Below are 16,627 nucleotides of genomic sequence, written 5' to 3' on the forward strand. Positions count from 1 at the left end.
TGTCTATAAAGGCGTGGTTGAAACGCCCGCCGCAGCGTAGTTCTGATAACTCGTCATCTGCCTGGCTATCTGCGAAATCTTGCTGGCGTAAGCCGGGTCGGTTGCGTAACCGGCCTTTTGTAGCTCGCGCACAAACTGTTCCGGGTTATCGGCCGACTTCACGACATCTTGATAGCGATTGTTGGTTTGCAGCAGCGTTACAAGGTCATGGAAGCTGTCCTTGTAGGAGTCGTAGGAACGGAACTCGGCCGTCTCCTTGACCATCTCGCCATTCCTGAATTCGCTGGTGATCGCCCGCGCCGAATCACCCTGCCAACTGCTGCCGGCCTTGATGCCGAACAGGTTGTGGCTGCTGCTGCCGTCCTGGGCCCGCATGACCGATTTGCCCCAACCGGTTTCCAGGGCGGCCTGGGCCACCAGGTAACGTGGGTCGACACCAATGCGATCGGCCGCTTCCTTGGCCATCGGCAGCATGGTGTTGACGAATTCGTCGGCGGAGCTGAAGGCTTTTTTCGCCGGTGCCAGGGGGATTTGCGCGATGGCGCGCCCGTGGATCTGCAGGGACCCGCTCGACGCCATTTGCGCGTTCGCCAGCCAGTCGCCGTTGTACAAGGGGCCGGAACCGCTGCTCGCGACGCGCTCGGGCAATGCCGCTTTGTTGACTGCGGTGGCACTCGTCGGCGTGGCGGAAGGCACCAGGCCGGCGAGCAAGCGGTCGGCCAGTTTGGGCGGCAGGGCCAGGCGGCGCTGATTGATCAGCGCCATGTCATTGCGATGGGCGCCCTCGCCTGTCGGCGCACTGAGCGAACGCGAGGCCCACAATGGGCGCTCGCCATTGACCCGCGACAGTGGCCCGTTGATCGCCACCGTACCAGCGGCCACTGGTGTCTGCGCAGCCGCTTTCGCCGCTTCCTGCTTGGCCGCCGACAGTGTCGCCGCTTCACCCGGCGCCAGCGGCTTGTTCTTCGACATCTGCCGCATCAGCACGTCCGCCAGGCCGATACCGCCGCCCTCGCGGGACATCGAAACCGCCAGTTGCTGGTCGTACATTTCCTGGTACTGCTTGGCCTCGGCGGTGTTCATCGGGTTGTCCTTGCCCAGCGACTCGGTGGCCGAGCGCATGGACTTGAGCATCTCGCCGAGGAACAGCGACTCGAATTCCTGCGCCACCTTGCGCATGTTGGCGTCGCTGTTCTTGTCGCCGACCTTGAGCTGGTTCAGCCGGTTCAGGTCGGAAAACGCGCCGGAATCGCTGCTGCTGACCCGACCGCTCTTGTTCATGTCCATGGTCGCCGTCCTCAGATCACGATCAGGTCGGCTTGCAAGGCGCCAGCCTGTTTCAGTGCTTCAAGGATCGCCATCAGGTCACCCGGTGCCGCGCCGACCTGGTTCACCGCACGGACGATTTCGTCGAGGGTGGTGCCTGGGCCGAACTTGAACATCGGCTTGGCTTCCTGCTCGGCATTGACCCGCGAGCGCGGCACGACCGCGGTCTGGCCATTGGACAGAGGGCCGGGCTGGCTGACGATCGGGTCTTCGGTAATGGTCACGGTCAGGCTGCCGTGGGTGACGGCGGCCGGGGAAACCTTGACGTTCTGGCCGATCACGATGGTGCCGGTGCGCGAGTTGATGATGACTTTGGCCACCGCCTGGCCTGGATCGATTTCAAGGTTTTCCAGGATCGACAGATAGTCGACACGCTGGCTCGGATCGAGCGGCGCCGTGACGCGCACCGAGCCGCCGTCGATGGCCTGGGCCACGCCTGGGCCGAGCATGTCGTTGATCTTGTCGACGACGCGCTTGGCCGTGGTGAAGTCGGAGCGGTTGAGGTTCAGGGTCAGGCTGTTGCCCTGGTTGAATCCGCTCGGCACCGCTCGCTCGACCGAGGCGCCACCCGGGATGCGGCCGGCCGACGGCACGTTGACCGTGATCTTCGAGCCGTCGCGACCCTCGGCATCAAAACCGCCGACCACCAGGTTGCCCTGGGCCACCGCATAAACGTTGCCGTCGATACCCTTGAGCGGCGTCAGCAGCAAGGTGCCGCCGCGCAAGCTTTTGGAGTTACCGATGGACGACACGGTGATGTCGACCTGCTGCCCCGGCTTGGCGAACGCCGGCAAGTCGGCACTGATCGACACCGCCGCGACGTTCTTCAACTGCACGTTGCCCGAGCCCGGCGGCACCTTGATGCCGAACTGCGAGAGCATGTTGTTGAAGGTCTGCAGGGTGAACGGGGTCTGCGTCGTCTGGTCGCCGGTGCCATTGAGCCCGACCACCAGGCCGTAGCCGATCAATTGGTTGGAGCGCACGCCGGAAATGCTGGCGATGTCCTTCAGGCGCTCGGCTTGAGCACCGAACGCTGCGGACATCAGGAACGCAGCCACCATCAGGTGTTTGAAATTCAATGTCGCCACCTAGAAAGGGAACAGCGGGCTGAGGAAGAAACGGTCGAACCAGCCTGGCTGACTCGCATCGGCAAACGAACCGGTGCCCGAGTAGGTGATGCGCGCATCCGCGACGCGGGTCGATGACACGGTGTTATCGGTGGAGATATCGTCGGCCCGGACCAGGCCGGCAATACGCACCAGTTCGTCGCCGGTGTTGAGGGTCATCCACTTCTCGCCGCGCACGGCGATGATGCCGTTGGGCAATACGTCGGCGACGGTCACGGTGATCGAACCGGTCAGGGTGTTGCCCTGGGCAGCCTTGCTGTCACCTTTGGTCGCGCGGTCGCCTTCGTAGCTGGCGTCCAGGCTCAGGTCACCACTGCCAAACGGATTGTTGGTGCTGGGCGTGGAACCGAACAGCGAGCTCAGGCCGATGCTGGCCTTGCTGTTCTTGCCAATCTGCGAGTTGGCGTTTTTGCTGGCCTGGGTCTTCTCGTTCAGGGTGATGGTGATGATGTCACCGACCCGGAACGCCTTGCGGTCGCTGTACAGGTTCTGTTCGAAGCCGGCCTGATAGATCGAGCCGTTGTTGGCGGCAGCCGGCAACGGCGTGCGCGGCAACACCGGTGCATAGTAGGGATCATTGGGCTTGGGCGACATGGGCACACAGCCCGCGAGCACAGTGACCCCACTCAGTGCCAGAACAGATACAAAGCGTTTCATGACCCTACCTCACGGTGTTGCCGGCGACCTCTTGGCCGCCCCAAAGACTTGATTACAGATTCTGCGTTACGAACGAGAGCATCTGGTCGGCGGTGGAGATCACCTTGGAGTTCATCTCGTAGGCGCGCTGAGTGGTGATCATGTTGACCATCTCTTCAACGGTGCTGACGTTGGAGGTTTCCAGGGTGTTCTGCAGCGTGGTACCGAAACCGGCAAGGCCCGGGGTGCCGACTTGCGGCGCGCCACTGGCGGCAGTTTCCAGGAACAGGTTGTTGCCCACGGCCTGCAGGCCGGCCGGGTTGATGAAGTCGGCGGTCTGCAGGTTGCCGATCACCTGGGAGGCCGGGTTGCCGGCGACGGTGATGGACACGGTGCCGTCCTTGCCCACGGTGAAGGTCTGGGCGTCGTTCGGAATGACGATCGCCGGCTCCAGGGCAAAGCCGCTGGCGTTGACGATCTGGCCGTTGGAGTCCAGGTGGAAAGTACCGTCACGGGTGTAGGACGTGGTGCCGTCCGGCTGTAGGATCTGGAAGAAGCCGCGACCGTCGATGGCCATGTCCAAAGGCTGCTCGGTGGTTTGCAGGCTGCCGGCGTTGAAGTTTTTCTGGGTGCCGACGATGCGCACACCGGTACCCAGTTGCAGGCCCGACGGCAGTTCGCTGTCCTGGGTCGACTGAGCGCCTGGCTGACGCTTGATCTGGTACAGCAGGTCCTGGAACTCGGCGCGGTCACGCTTGAAACCCGTGGTCGAGACGTTCGCCAGGTTGTTGGAAATGGTGGTCAGGTTGGTGTCCTGGGCGGACAGACCGGTTTTGGCAACCCATAGAGCCGGAAGCATTCGATTCTCCTCGTGCGCCTGTTTTACGGCGCGACGTTCTGGTAATTAGCTGATCTGCAAGACCCGAGCCATGGCCTGGTCGTCTTCTTTGGCGGTGTTCATCATCTTGATGTGCAGCTCGAACTGCTTCGACAGGGCCAGTACCTGAGTCATCTCGTCCACTGCATTGACGTTGCTCGACTCGAGGAAACCGGAGACCAGCTTGACGTTGGCATCGGCTTGCGCTGGCTGGCCGTCCTTGGTGTGAATCGAACCGTCCAGGCCCTTGGTCATGTTCTTGATGTCCGGGTTGACCAGCTTGATGCGGTCGACTTCGGCCATGACACGCGGGCCTTCGCCCATCGCGCGAATGCTGATGGTGCCGTCCTCGCCCACTTCGATCTGCTGCTCGGGCGGCACGGCAATCGGTCCGCCATTGCCGATCACCGGCATGCCGTTGCCTGCCCGCAGCACACCCAGCGCATCCACCACCAGGCTGCCGGTACGCACGTAGCTTTCGCCGCCATCAGGGTTCTGCACCGCCAGCCAGCCGTTGCCTTGCACGGCAACATCGAGGTCGCGGCCGGTCTGTACCAGCGAGCCTGGGGAAAAGTCGGTGGCCGGGCGTTCGGACAGGGCAAACGCTCGCGCCGGAAAGCTGTCACCGAACACCGGCATCGAGCGGGCCTGCTCCAGGTCTTTCTGGAAGCCGCTGGTAGAGATGTTCGCCAGGTTGTTGGCATGGGCCTTTTGCGCCAGCGCATTCTGGCTGGCGCCGGTCATTGCCACATAAAGGTACTTGTCCACACGCTTTCCTCTGCCTGCCGGACGTTTGCCGCCCGATGCTGTTCTGAGGTGGCATAAGCAATTTGCAGACCAAGTTGGTTTTGGCAGGACAGAACCAATAAATACGGGGGGCTGAAGGATTGAGTTGGACTTTTGGTTTTGTATCAGAGACGAAAAACCGGCGGTGTCATGCCGGTAAGTGGCAAGGCTTAGCCTGGTTACCAGCATTGCTGACGCGTTCGCGGGCAAGCCCGCTCCTACAGGTTTAGTGAACGCCACAGATCTGTAGGAGCGGGCTTGCCCGCGAAGGTGCCAGCACCGTCACTACAACAATCAGCTAAGACTCCGTCTTGCCTAACTCATAGTCCCGCAACTTGTTGGCAATGGTGGTATGCGAAACCCCCAACCGCTTGCCCAGCTGCCGACTACTCGGATGCTCGGAATACAATCGCTCCAACACCGCCTTCTCAAAGCGCCCGACAATCTCGTCCAGCCCGCCTTCCAACGAAAAATCGCCAAGTGGCTGACGCACTCCATAGTCCGGCAGGCGAATATGCTCGGCCTTGACCGTTCCGCCATCACACAGGGATACCGCCTGGAACAGCACGTTTTCCAACTGCCGAACGTTGCCCGGCCAATGGTAATGACTGAGCCGGTCCATGGCCGCTGGCGCGAGCTTGGGCAGCGGGCAACCGATCTGCCGGCTGGCCTGATCGAGGAAGTGCTCCACCAGCGGCGTCAAGCCGTCCAGGCATTCGCGCAGCGGCGGGATGTGCAACGACAGCACGTTCAATCGGTGATACAGGTCCTGGCGAAACTCCCCACGGGCACAGAGTTCGGACAGGTCGACCTGGGTCGCGCAGATCACCCGCACATCGAGGTACACCTCTTCATCGCTGCCTACGCGACGGAAGCAGCCATCCTGCAGGAAGCGCAGCAATTTCACCTGCAGGCGCGGGCTCATTTCCCCGACACCATCGAGAAACAGCGTACCGCCCGCCGTCAGCTCCAACAGCCCGAGCTTACCCTCGGCCCGGGCGCCCTCGAAGGCGCCAGGGCCATAGCCGAACAGCTCGGTCTCGGCCATGGATTCCGGCAGACCGGCGCAATTGAGCGCCATCAGCGGCGATTGCCCGCGCGGGCTGGCCAGATGGCAGGCGCGCGCCAACAGTTCTTTACCGGTACCGGTTTCGCCTTCTATCAATAGTGGCGCATCGAGCGGGGCCATGCGCCGGGCTTCGCGCACCACCGCCGCCATCACCTTCGAGCTTTGAAAGATGCTGTCGAAGCCGCGCAACTCCTGCTTGCGTACGTTATAGATGCGCTCGCCCACCCGGTCGGCGCGATGCAGGGTCAGCACCGCCCCGGCCATGGCTTCGCTGTCGTCATGCTCCGATTGCAGGGGCGCGATGTCGGCCAGGAACACATCGCCCTTGACCTTGACCCGCAGTCCGTTGATCCGCGATTTGTTGGCGCGCACCAGCTCCGGCAAATCGAAATCCTCGGCATAACGCGACAGGGGAATCCCCGGCACCTCATCTACCCGCACACCCAGCAACTGCGCCGCCGCGCGATTGGCCGCGACGATGGAACCGCCCATGTCGATCGACAGCACCGGAAACTCCAGGGCGCCGAGCAACGCATTGAGCTCCATGTGCCGACGCTCACTGGGCATTAGCCCTACACGCTTGACGCCAAAAACCCCGGCAATCGCCTCGAATTTCGGACGCAGTGCCTGGAACTGAATGTTGATCAGGTTCGGACAGTGCAGGTAGATGGCATTGCCATGCTCGCCACCCACTTCACCGCGGGCGACGTTGATACCGTACTCGACCAACAGGTTGAGGATGTCGCGCAGGATGCCGATGCGGTTCTGGCAGTGGACTTTGATACGCATGTAAAAGACCTGATAAACGATGATTGACCTGTGGGAGCCAGCCTGCTGGCGATGGCGTCGCATCAGGCGATATTGTTGTCGAATGACACGCCGCTATCGCCAGCAGGCTGGCTCCCACAGGGTTAGCGCCCGACTTTTCTGATCAGGCGCTCAGATAGTCGTCAAGATTATGTGACAGATGTAGGGCTTTTCCCACCCGCCAATCTCAACATTTACGCGATGACGGCCAATACGTAACGAAAACTTTACGATAATCCAGGGATTTTCCCGCGCAGGACGCCGCTCACCTGCTGCAGCGCTGCAATTGATGGGGTATTCCTAGGTCCATAGCAGTACATAACAAGAACGAATCCCCTAGCAGGAGAGCAGCATGAAGCAGACGCAATACGTGGCTCGCGAGCCCGATGCGCATGGTTTTATCGACTACACCGCCGAAGAACACGCGGTGTGGAACACGCTGATCACTCGCCAACTGAAAGTGATCGAAGGGCGTGCGTGCCAGGAATACCTGGACGGCATCGAAAAACTCGGTCTGCCCCACGACCGCATTCCGCAACTGGGCGAGATCAACAAGGTCCTCGGTGAAACCACCGGCTGGCAAGTTGCCCGCGTGCCGGCGCTGATCCCCTTCCAGACCTTTTTTGAATTGCTCGCCAGCAAGCAGTTTCCGGTGGCCACCTTCATTCGTACCCGCGAAGAGCTGGATTACCTGCAAGAGCCGGACATTTTCCACGAGATTTTCGGCCACTGCCCGCTGCTGACCAACCCCTGGTTCGCTGAATTCACCCACACCTACGGCAAACTCGGCCTCAAGGCATCCAAGGAAGAGCGCGTGTACCTGGCGCGCCTGTACTGGATGACCATCGAGTTCGGCCTGGTCGACACCCCGCAAGGCCAGCGCATTTACGGCGGCGGCATCCTGTCTTCACCGAAAGAAACCGTGTATTGCCTGTCGGACGAGCCTGAGCATCAGGCATTCGATCCGCTGGAATGCATGCGCACGCCTTACCGCATCGACATCCTGCAACCGCTGTATTTCGTTCTGCCGAACCTCAAGCGCCTGTTCGACCTGGCCCACGAAGACATCATGGGCATGGTCCAGCAAGCGATGCAGATGGGTCTGCATGCTCCGAAATTTCCACCGAAACCCAAAGCGGCCTGAACCGCCGCTTTTTCGATCAAGTGAGTCTGTCAGGAACCGACGCTTTGCTTTAGCGTGGTGTTATTGACGGTCGATTTCCCTTTATCCCGATTTCAGGAATCCATCATGTCCACATTGAACCAAGCCCACTGCGAAGCCTGCCGCGCCGACGCCCCACAGGTCAGCGATGAAGAACTGCCAGTCCTGATCAAGCAGATCCCGGACTGGAACATCGAAGTTCGCGACAGCATCATGCAGCTGGAAAAGGTTTTCCTGTTCAAGAACTTCAAGCACGCCCTGGCGTTCACCAACGCCGTCGGTGAAATCTCCGAGGCCGAAGGTCATCACCCTGGCCTGCTGACCGAGTGGGGCAAAGTCACCGTGACCTGGTGGAGCCACTCGATCAAGGGCCTGCACCGCAACGACTTCATCATGGCCGCGCGCACGGACATCGTTGCCAAGGACGCCGAGGGCCGCAAATAATGCATTTCGACGCCATCGGCCGGGTGCCCGGCGACCCGATCCTCGGTCTGATGGAGGCGTATGCGCAGGACCCCAACCCGCGCAAATTCGACCTCGGCGTGGGTGTCTACAAAGACGCCCAGGGCCTGACCACCATTCCCCAGGCGGTGAAGCTGGCCGAAGCGCGCCTGGTGGATCGCCAGACCACCAAGACCTACATCGGCGGTCACGGCGACGCGGCTTTCGGCAAGGTCATCAGTGAGTTGGTGCTCGGCGCCGACTCGACGCTGCTCAGCGAACAACGCGCCGGCGCCACCCAGACCCCGGGCGGCACTGGTGCGTTGCGCTTGAGCGCTGACTTCATCGCCCAGTGCCTGCCGGGCCGTGGCGTCTGGCTGAGCAATCCGACCTGGCCGATCCACGAAACCATTTTCGCCGCGGCCAAGGTCAAGGTCAGCCATTACCCTTACGTGGGCAGTGACAACCGTCTCGACGTCGACGCCATGCTCGCCGCGCTCGAGCAAGCCCCCAAGGGCGACGTGGTGCTGCTGCACGCCTGCTGCCACAACCCGACCGGCTTCGATCTGTCCCATGACGACTGGCGCCGGGTGCTCGACGTGGTGCGCCGGCGCGAGTTGCTGCCGCTGATCGATTTCGCCTACCAGGGCTTCGGTGACGGCCTGGAGCAAGACGCCTGGTCCACCCGACTGTTCGCCGCCGAGTTGCCGGAAGTCTTGATCACCAGCTCCTGCTCGAAGAACTTCGGCCTGTACCGCGACCGCACCGGCGCGCTGATTGTCTGTGCGAAATCCGCCGACAAGCTGACCGACATCCGCAGCCAACTGGCCCACATCGCCCGTAACCTGTGGTCGACGCCGCCGGATCACGGCGCTGCCGTGGTGGCGACCATCCTCGGCGACCCGGAACTGAAAAACCTCTGGGCCGACGAAGTGGAAACCATGCGCTTGCGTATTGCGCAACTGCGCAGCGGTTTGCTCGAAGCGCTGGAGGCTTACGGTTTGCGTGAGCGCTTTGCGCACATTGGTGTGCAGCGCGGGATGTTTTCCTACACCGGGTTGTCGCCTGAGCAAGTGAAAGCGCTGCGGGATAACCATAGCGTGTACATGGTCAGTTCGGGTCGGGCGAACGTTGCCGGCATTGATGCTACGCGCCTGGATTTGCTGGCCGAGGCGATCGCCACCATCTGCAAGTAAACCCCTACTGTGAGAGCCAGCCTGCTGGCGATAGCGGTCTATCATTCAACATCACCGCTGAATGACACTCCGCTATCGCCAGCAGGCTAGCTCCCACATTTGTTTTGTGTTGATCTTCCAGACCTGTCTAGACAACCCCATTCGTCGAAACAAATGGATATAAAAGTCTGTTTGTCATTTCTACTCCTGTATCCTGCCCAGGCTTTTTTGAAAGCGCGGATCTACCAGATCTATCAACAGACTTAGCGAGGAGCGCGACCATGCACGAGATTCCTAATCTCCCCTTCCCAAGCCTGCACGTACCTGAGCAGACGACCACGCAACAAGCCGGTGCCCAACAGCCCGAGCCGAAAGAAGCCACTGACCGCCGCCAGGCAGACAGCGAAGACTGAAACACCCGCCGTACAGACTGTGTGGAAAGCGCTAACATGCGCTTTCCACACCGCCTGAACAGTGACCCCGCCCATGACCGACGAATTCGACGAAACCCAGGCCAGCCTCCTGATCGGCACCGCCGAGAAAATGATCGAAATCTGGAATCGCCTCTCCCCCGAGAAACAGGCCGCTTTGCTCGCCCGCTTCGGCAGCGAAGAAAACGCACTGGCCGCCCTGGTCACCACGCAACTGGTCGCACCTGCCAAGCCTGATTGATCCCGCCCGGCAAATAGTTTTACTTTTTCCACGACCCGCGGCCGCTCGCGCCGCTATCATAAGCAGCCTATCTATCCTGCTTTCCCGTGGACCTTTACCCATGTCTGAAAACCAGCGCCCCCTGGCGGTCACGCTGCAAGTCGTTTCCATCGTCCTGTTTACCTTCATCGGCTACCTCAATATCGGCATTCCCTTGGCGGTACTGCCGGGCTATGTCCATAGCGACTTGGGTTTTGGTGCGGTGATCGCCGGGCTGGTGATCAGCGTGCAGTACCTCGCCACCCTGCTCAGCCGCCCCTACGCCGGGAAAATCATCGACAACAAGGGCAGCAAGCTGGCGGTCATGTATGGCCTGGCCGGCTGTGGCCTGAGCGGCGTGTTCATGCTGATCTCGGCCTGGACCCAAAGCCTGCCGATGCTCAGCCTGATCAGCCTGCTGATCGGCCGCCTGGTGCTCGGCAGCGCCGAAAGCCTGGTGGGCTCAGGCTCCATTGGTTGGGGCATCGGCCGGGTCGGCGCAGCGAACACCGCCAAGGTCATCTCCTGGAACGGCATCGCCAGTTACGGCGCATTGGCCGTGGGTGCGCCCTTGGGCGTGTTGCTGGTCAAGCAGCTGGGCTTGTGGAGCATGGGCGTGAGCATTGTCCTGCTGGCGCTGCTTGGCCTGCTGCTGGCCTGGCCGAAAACCGCCGCGCCCATTGTGGTCGGTGAACGACTGCCATTCATGCACGTGCTTGGCCGGGTCCTGCCCCACGGTTGCGGCCTCGCACTGGGCTCGATCGGCTTTGGCACCATTGCCACCTTCATCACCCTGTACTACGCCACCCAACACTGGGACAACGCCGTGCTGTGCCTGAGCCTGTTCGGCGCGAGTTTCATCGGTGCACGCCTGCTGTTCGGCAACCTGATCAATCGCCTCGGCGGTTTTCGCGTGGCGATTGCCTGCCTGTCGGTGGAAACCCTGGGCCTGTTGCTGCTGTGGCTGGCACCCGATGCGCATTGGGCGTTGGCGGGCGCAGCCTTGAGCGGTTTCGGTTTCTCGCTGGTGTTTCCGGCGCTGGGTGTCGAAGCGGTCAACCTGGTGCCGGCCTCCAGCCGCGGGGCGGCGGTTGGCGCCTATTCGCTGTTCATCGACTTGTCGCTGGGGATCACCGGGCCGTTGGCTGGTGCGGTTGCGGCGGGCTTCGGCTTTGCCTCGATCTTCCTGTTCGCCGCCCTCGCCGCCTTGAGCGGCCTGGCGTTGAGCGTTTACCTGTACCGGCAGGCACCGAAGCAACGCCAGGCGCGGGATTCACGCTAGAAGTCGACCTTGCCGCGCCCGGCCTTGATGTTGCCGCGCTTGCTCTTGGACTCGAGCCGACGGGTCTTGGAACCGAGGGTCGGCTTGGTCGGCCTGCGTTTCTTTTCGACCTTGGTGGCGCTCTGGATCAACTCGACCAGACGCTCCAGCGCATCGGCGCGGTTCTGCTCCTGGGTCCGGTATTGCTGGGCCTTGATGATCAACACGCCTTCGCTGGTGATGCGACTGTCGCGCAGCGCCAACAGCCGCTCCTTGTAGAACTCGGGCAAGGACGAAGCCGGAATGTCAAAGCGCAGGTGCACCGCGCTGGAGACCTTGTTGACGTTCTGCCCTCCCGCACCCTGGGCGCGAATCGCCGTCAATTCGATCTCGGCATCCGGCAGATGCACGTTGTTGGAAATCACCAGCATGGAAAAGCGTCCGTATTCGAGAGTGTTCAGGATACCGCGAATAGATTGAAGGAATGCGGACCTTGTGGGAGCGTGGCTTGCCCGCGATTCAGGCGCCACGGTTTATCAGGGGCACCGCGTTATCGTTCATCGCGGGCAAGCCACGCTCCCACAGGTTTTTGCAGCGCTTATAAAAAACCCGGCACATGGCCGGGTTTGATGTTTCTGTGTGCAGTTATTCCACCGCTGGCTGCAAGGCGCGCTGTGCGCTGCGCTTGTTCTTGATGCCGTAGCAGACCCACATGAACACGAGCCACACCGGAATCGCGTACACCGAAGTCTGGATCCCCGGAATCAACAACATCACGCCGAGGATGAACAACACGAACGCCAGGCAGATGTAGTTGCCGTACGGGTACCAAAAGGCCTTGAACAGCGGCGTCTGTTTGGTCGCGTTCATGTGCTGGCGGAACTTGAAGTGCGAGTAGCTGATCATCGCCCAGTTGATCACCAGGGTGGCCACCACCAGCGACATCAGCAGTTCCAGCGCGCTGTGCGGGATCAGGTAGTTCAGCAGCACCGCGATCAGGGTCACGGCGGCCGAGGCCAGGATCGAACGCACCGGCACGCCGCGCTTGTCGATCTTCGCCAATGCTCTCGGCGCATCGCCCTGCTCGGCCATGCCCAGCAGCATGCGGCTGTTGCAGTAGGTGCCGCTGTTGTACACCGACAAGGCCGCGGTCAGGACCACGAAGTTGAGGATGTGCGCAGCGGTGTTGCTGCCCAGCATCGAGAACACTTGCACGAACGGGCTGCCGCTGTAGGAATCACCGGAGGCGTTCAGGGTGGCCAGCAAGCTGTCCCACGGGGTCAGCGACAGTAGGATCACCAGCGCACCGATGTAGAAAATCAGGATCCGGTAGATCACCTGGTTGATCGCTTTCGGGATCACGGTCTTCGGCTTGTCGGCTTCAGCTGCGGTGAAACCGAGCATTTCCAGGCCACCGAAGGAAAACATGATGAACGCCATGGCCATCACCAGGCCGCTGATCCCATTCGGGAAGAAGCCGCCGTGGGACCACAGGTTGCTGACCGCCGCTTGCGGGCCGCCATTGCCGCTGACCAGCAGGTAGCTGCCCAGGGCAATCATGCCGACGATCGCGACGACCTTGATGATCGCGAACCAGAACTCGGCCTCGCCAAAGACTTTGACGTTGGCCAGGTTGACCGCGTTGATCAGCACGAAGAACGCCGCTGCGGAGGCCCAGGTCGGGATGTCCGGCGCCCAGTAGTGGATGTATTTGCCGACCGCCGTCAGCTCCGACATGCCGACCAGAATGTACAGGATCCAGCAGTTCCAGCCCGACAGGAAACCGGCAAAGCCGCCCCAGTACTTGTGCGCGAAGTGGCTGAAGGAGCCGGCCACCGGGTCTTCGACGATCATTTCACCCAGCTGGCGCATGATCATGAAGGCGATGAAACCGCAGATGGCGTAGCCGAGGATCATCGACGGGCCGGCGGATTTCAGTACCCCGGCCGAGCCGAGGAACAGACCGGTACCAATCGCGCCACCGAGGGCAATCAATTGAATGTGGCGATTTTTCAGGCCGCGTTTCAGCTCGCCTGAATGCGAGTTTTGTCCACTCATGAAAAGGGTCTCACGCAAGGTTTGATGATGTTCAGAAGGCGTTGCTGCTCAAGACAGACGTTAAGCAGCGCCGATCAAACCCCAGCGCAGGCACCAGGAGTTCAGCGTATTTACAACGGTCATGCGTCACCTGTTTGTTTTTATCTGTGACGAAATCGAACCCGACGCGCTTGTGGCGCGGCGGAGTGAACAAGGCGGATAGCCTTGAGGTTTGCGCATTTGCGCAGGAGGTCACAGGTAAAACGCGGCGCATTGTACACCGGTAACCCCCTGTTGCCAGACCCCGCTGGATCAGCGTGTCGGTAGCCGGGATTGCATGTGTCCGCCTCGATGGGATCGGGCGACTGCAAAAAGGAGGTCAGACCTTTGCGGGTCATGGACCGGGACGGTGGAAAAACCGACCCGCGATGGGAGCTGGAAACGGATTGCGGCGTTCATTGCGCCTCCTTTTTGTTATGCACCTGCACGACAGGCATGGCGCGCATAACACCTTGCATGGGGGCGGGAAACAAGCGGGCTAGAGGGCTGGGGGAAGGACTTGAGCGAATTGAGCGTAAGAATTTTTTTACGGCATTACGTGAAAGGCGATTTCATGGGGTTAATACGGGGATTTCGTCATGAAATCTTTACAGCCTGTCATTTTGACTTTCCACTTCGGAATCACTGGTGCAGCGACTGGCGCTTTCGCGAGCAAGCCCGCTCCCACAGTGGATCGCATTTATCTGTGCCGACTCGGTCACCTGTGGGAGCGGGCTTGCTCGCGAAAGCGTCCTCAAAAACGCTACAGGGCTAAAACCAGGCACAAAAAAAACGCCAACCCGAAGGCTGGCGTTTTTCATGAAGCGCTTTTCGATTACTCAGGCTTGCGACGACCAAACCCCGGACGCTGACCGGAACCGGCCGGTGCGCCACGGCGCTTGCCCGACGGCGCATCACCGTCGACCAGCTTGATCCCCGGACGCTTCGGCGCCGGCTTGGCCGGACGCTTGGTGTCGGCCGGACGATCAGCCACCGGCGTACCACGGCCTTCGCCACGCTCGGTGCGGCCATTGGCCGGACGCGGCGTGCGTGGACCGCGTTCACCGTCCTGACGAGCAGCCGGCTTGCGCGCCGGGCGCTCGCCTTCGATCTGCGGCTCGCGGCTGGCACGTGGCGCTGCAGGTGCGGCGGTGGCTGGACGCAGGGTCCGTACGCGCTCGGTCTTGGCCATTGGACGCGACGATTTACGCTGCATCCGGTCAAGCTTGTCTTTGCTCTTGGCGTTCATCTGCGGCATCGCGACCGGCGTCAGGCCGACCTCGGCACTGAGGATGTCGACTTCGTACTGGCTCATTTCGCGCCAGCGGCCCATCGGCAGGTCCGAGTTGAGGAACACCGGACCGAAACGCACGCGCTTCAGACGGCTGACCACCAGGCCCTGGGATTCCCACAGGCGACGTACTTCGCGGTTACGACCTTCCATCACCACGCAGTGGTACCAGTGGTTGAAACCTTCGCCGCCCGGCGCCTGCTTGATGTCGGTGAATTTGGCCGGGCCGTCTTCGAGGACCACGCCAGCTTTCAGGCGCTCGATCATCTCGTCATCGACTTCGCCACGCACACGCACCGCGTATTCACGGTCCATTTCGTAGGAAGGGTGCATCAGGCGGTTGGCCAGCTCACCGTCGGTGGTGAACATCAGCAGGCCGGTGGTGTTGATGTCGAGGCGACCGATGTTGATCCAGCGGCCTTCTTTCGGCTTTGGCATCTTGTCGAACACGGTCGGACGGCCTTCCGGGTCGACGCGGGTGCAGATTTCGCCATCGGGCTTGTTGTACATGATCACGCGGCGGACCGACTCGGCGGCCTCTTCACGCTTGATGACCTTGCCGTCGATGGTGATGGCGTCGTGCATGTCGACGCGCTGGCCAAGGGTGGCGTCTTTGCCGTTGACCTTGATCCGGCCGTGGCTGATCCAGGCTTCCACGTCACGGCGCGAGCCGACGCCGATACGGGCGAGGACCTTCTGCAGTTTTTCGCCTGCTGGGCCGATTTCCTGGTCGTCTTTCTGGTCTTTGATACTCATCTGGGCACCTCCCGGTGTGTTCTGAAAACTGGGTACTTGGGCGAAGGGATCGCCGAAGGGTCGCGAATCATACGCGCATGCGGGCGTTTGCGCATCAGAGACTAGCTGATGAATGCAAGGTTATTGGCTTTTCCGCCGGCCGGTGATCCATTGTGAACACTTTCCCCCACATTGGAACTGTGTCAGTCGTCGAATTCGCGGCGTTCGGCTTCGATGGCTTCGGCGAGGGCCAAGGCTTCGGCTTCTTCGTCGGATAGCTCCGGCTCGGGCTTTGGCTGCTCCAGGGCAGCGACGGCGGCCAGGAGTTTTTCGCGGGCTTCGGCAACGCCGAGGATGTCGTCTTCCTGCTCGGGCTCAGCTTCGGGTTCAACCTGTTCCGTTTCGATGTCAGGCTGCTCCGGATCAATCCCCGGCAACTCACCATCACGCAACAAATCGTCGAAGTCGGTCTTGATCCCCTCCTCCATGCTGTCCAGCTCCAGCAACAGCGTATGGAAACTGGTCTCTTCCTTAGGCTCTTCCGGCTCGGCGCTGGCGTCGGCCAGTTCTTGCAGCCCTGCAGGTACTGGCGCGTCGTCGAAATCGAGCACCGGGTCCGGCTCCAGTTCGCGCACCTCGGCCAGCGGCGGCAGGTCATCGAGGTTCTTCAGGTTGAAATGATCGAGAAACGCCTTGGTGGTGGCGAACATCGCCGGCTTGCCCGGCACATCGCGGTAGCCGACGATGCGGATCCACTCGCGCTCCATCAACGTCTTGACGATCTGGCTGTTGACCGCCACGCCCCGCACATCCTCGATCTCGCCTCGGGTGATCGGCTGGCGATAGGCGATCAAGGCAATGGTTTCGAGCATGGCCCGCGAGTAGCGCTGCGGCCGCTCTTCCCATAAGCGCCCGACCCACGGCGAAAACTTTTCACGGATTTGCAGGCGATAGCCGGAAGCAACCTCCTTCAACTCGTAGGCGCGGCCATCACAGGACTTGCCCAGGATGGTCAGGGCTTTCTTGAAGACCGCCGGTTCCGGGCGCTCTCCCTCTTCGAAGAGCTCGAACAGGCGCTCCAGCGATTGCGGTTTTCCAGAGGCCAACAGAAAGGCTTCGAGCAGTGGCGCCAGCTCGCGGGGTTCACTCAGGTTCATGATTGGACTCG

At 61.3% G+C, this 16,627-nt stretch carries 16 protein-coding genes; 6 read left to right on the top strand and 10 right to left on the bottom strand.

What is annotated here, in order from left to right; all coding sequences use genetic code 11:
* Positions 1–3 precede the first annotated feature (3 nt).
* The 6 genes from flgJ to SOP95_RS24685 all read right to left on the bottom strand — a co-directional run bounded on the left by flgJ (position 4) and on the right by SOP95_RS24685 (position 6,610).
* Entirely contained in the window at positions 4–1,287 is a 1,284-nt protein-coding gene (flgJ, locus tag SOP95_RS24660) for a flagellar assembly peptidoglycan hydrolase FlgJ (RefSeq protein WP_323608652.1), read from the bottom strand.
* A gap of 11 nt (positions 1,288–1,298) precedes the next feature.
* Positions 1,299–2,387, bottom strand: coding sequence for a flagellar basal body P-ring protein FlgI (locus tag SOP95_RS24665; protein ID WP_274074987.1), 1,089 nt, complete (start codon positions 2,385–2,387; stop codon positions 1,299–1,301).
* 27 nt (positions 2,388–2,414) lie between these two features.
* Complete coding sequence (gene flgH / locus SOP95_RS24670; protein ID WP_274074834.1) at positions 2,415–3,110, bottom strand: flagellar basal body L-ring protein FlgH; 696 nt, start codon at positions 3,108–3,110, stop codon at positions 2,415–2,417.
* A gap of 52 nt (positions 3,111–3,162) precedes the next feature.
* Positions 3,163–3,948, bottom strand: a complete 786-nt coding sequence (gene flgG / locus SOP95_RS24675; protein ID WP_008055493.1) for a flagellar basal-body rod protein FlgG — start codon at positions 3,946–3,948, stop codon at positions 3,163–3,165.
* Between the two features lie 45 nt (positions 3,949–3,993).
* A complete protein-coding gene (locus SOP95_RS24680; RefSeq protein ID WP_274074833.1) occupies positions 3,994–4,734 on the bottom strand; it encodes a flagellar basal body rod protein FlgF in 741 nt (246 codons plus the stop codon).
* A 316-nt stretch (positions 4,735–5,050) separates the two neighbouring features.
* Positions 5,051–6,610, bottom strand: coding sequence for a sigma-54-dependent transcriptional regulator (locus tag SOP95_RS24685; RefSeq protein ID WP_323608654.1), 1,560 nt, complete (start codon positions 6,608–6,610; stop codon positions 5,051–5,053).
* A 370-nt stretch (positions 6,611–6,980) separates the two neighbouring features.
* Between SOP95_RS24685 and phhA the strand changes: the two genes are divergently transcribed.
* The 6 genes from phhA (at position 6,981) to SOP95_RS24715 (ending at position 11,378) form a co-directional block, all read left to right on the top strand.
* Positions 6,981–7,772: a phenylalanine 4-monooxygenase gene (gene phhA / locus SOP95_RS24690; RefSeq protein ID WP_274074831.1), complete on the top strand. Its 792-nt coding sequence runs from the start codon at positions 6,981–6,983 to the stop codon at positions 7,770–7,772.
* Between the two features lie 105 nt (positions 7,773–7,877).
* The gene (locus tag SOP95_RS24695) at positions 7,878–8,234 is read left to right on the top strand and encodes a 4a-hydroxytetrahydrobiopterin dehydratase (protein ID WP_274074830.1); all 357 of its coding nucleotides are present in this window, start codon (positions 7,878–7,880) and stop codon (positions 8,232–8,234) included.
* Complete coding sequence (locus tag SOP95_RS24700) at positions 8,234–9,427, top strand: amino acid aminotransferase (RefSeq protein ID WP_442967765.1); 1,194 nt, start codon at positions 8,234–8,236, stop codon at positions 9,425–9,427. Before SOP95_RS24695 ends, SOP95_RS24700 begins: the two co-directional genes overlap by 1 nt.
* Positions 9,428–9,687: 260 nt before the next feature.
* Entirely contained in the window at positions 9,688–9,819 is a 132-nt protein-coding gene (locus SOP95_RS24705; RefSeq protein WP_015096286.1) for a hypothetical protein, read from the top strand.
* Positions 9,820–9,892: 73 nt separating this feature from the next.
* Complete coding sequence (locus tag SOP95_RS24710; RefSeq protein WP_274074829.1) at positions 9,893–10,078, top strand: hypothetical protein; 186 nt, start codon at positions 9,893–9,895, stop codon at positions 10,076–10,078.
* Between the two features lie 100 nt (positions 10,079–10,178).
* Positions 10,179–11,378 carry an MFS transporter gene (locus SOP95_RS24715; protein ID WP_274074828.1) on the top strand — a complete coding sequence of 400 codons (1,200 nt, stop codon included), beginning with the start codon at positions 10,179–10,181 and terminating at the stop codon, positions 11,376–11,378.
* Here the strand turns inward: SOP95_RS24715 and arfB are convergent.
* The 4 genes from arfB to scpB form a co-directional block, all read right to left on the bottom strand.
* Entirely contained in the window at positions 11,375–11,788 is a 414-nt protein-coding gene (gene arfB / locus SOP95_RS24720) for an alternative ribosome rescue aminoacyl-tRNA hydrolase ArfB (RefSeq protein ID WP_008055510.1), read from the bottom strand. The two genes, SOP95_RS24715 and arfB, sit on opposite strands and share 4 nt — an antisense overlap.
* 214 nt (positions 11,789–12,002) lie before the next feature.
* On the bottom strand, positions 12,003–13,415 hold the full coding sequence (locus tag SOP95_RS24725; protein ID WP_323608656.1) for an amino acid permease: 1,413 nt from the start codon (positions 13,413–13,415) through the stop codon (positions 12,003–12,005).
* Between the two features lie 853 nt (positions 13,416–14,268).
* Positions 14,269–15,480 (bottom strand): 23S rRNA pseudouridine(2605) synthase RluB, encoded by a 1,212-nt coding sequence (gene rluB / locus SOP95_RS24730; protein WP_274074826.1) that lies wholly within the window; start codon positions 15,478–15,480, stop codon positions 14,269–14,271.
* A 182-nt stretch (positions 15,481–15,662) separates the two neighbouring features.
* Positions 15,663–16,616, bottom strand: a complete 954-nt coding sequence (gene scpB / locus SOP95_RS24735; RefSeq protein ID WP_323608657.1) for an SMC-Scp complex subunit ScpB — start codon at positions 16,614–16,616, stop codon at positions 15,663–15,665.
* Between the last annotated feature and the right edge of the window lie 11 nt (positions 16,617–16,627).

It is taken from the genome of Pseudomonas sp. YuFO8 (assembly GCF_035065025.1).
GTDB lineage: Bacteria > Pseudomonadota > Gammaproteobacteria > Pseudomonadales > Pseudomonadaceae > Aquipseudomonas > Aquipseudomonas putida_AE.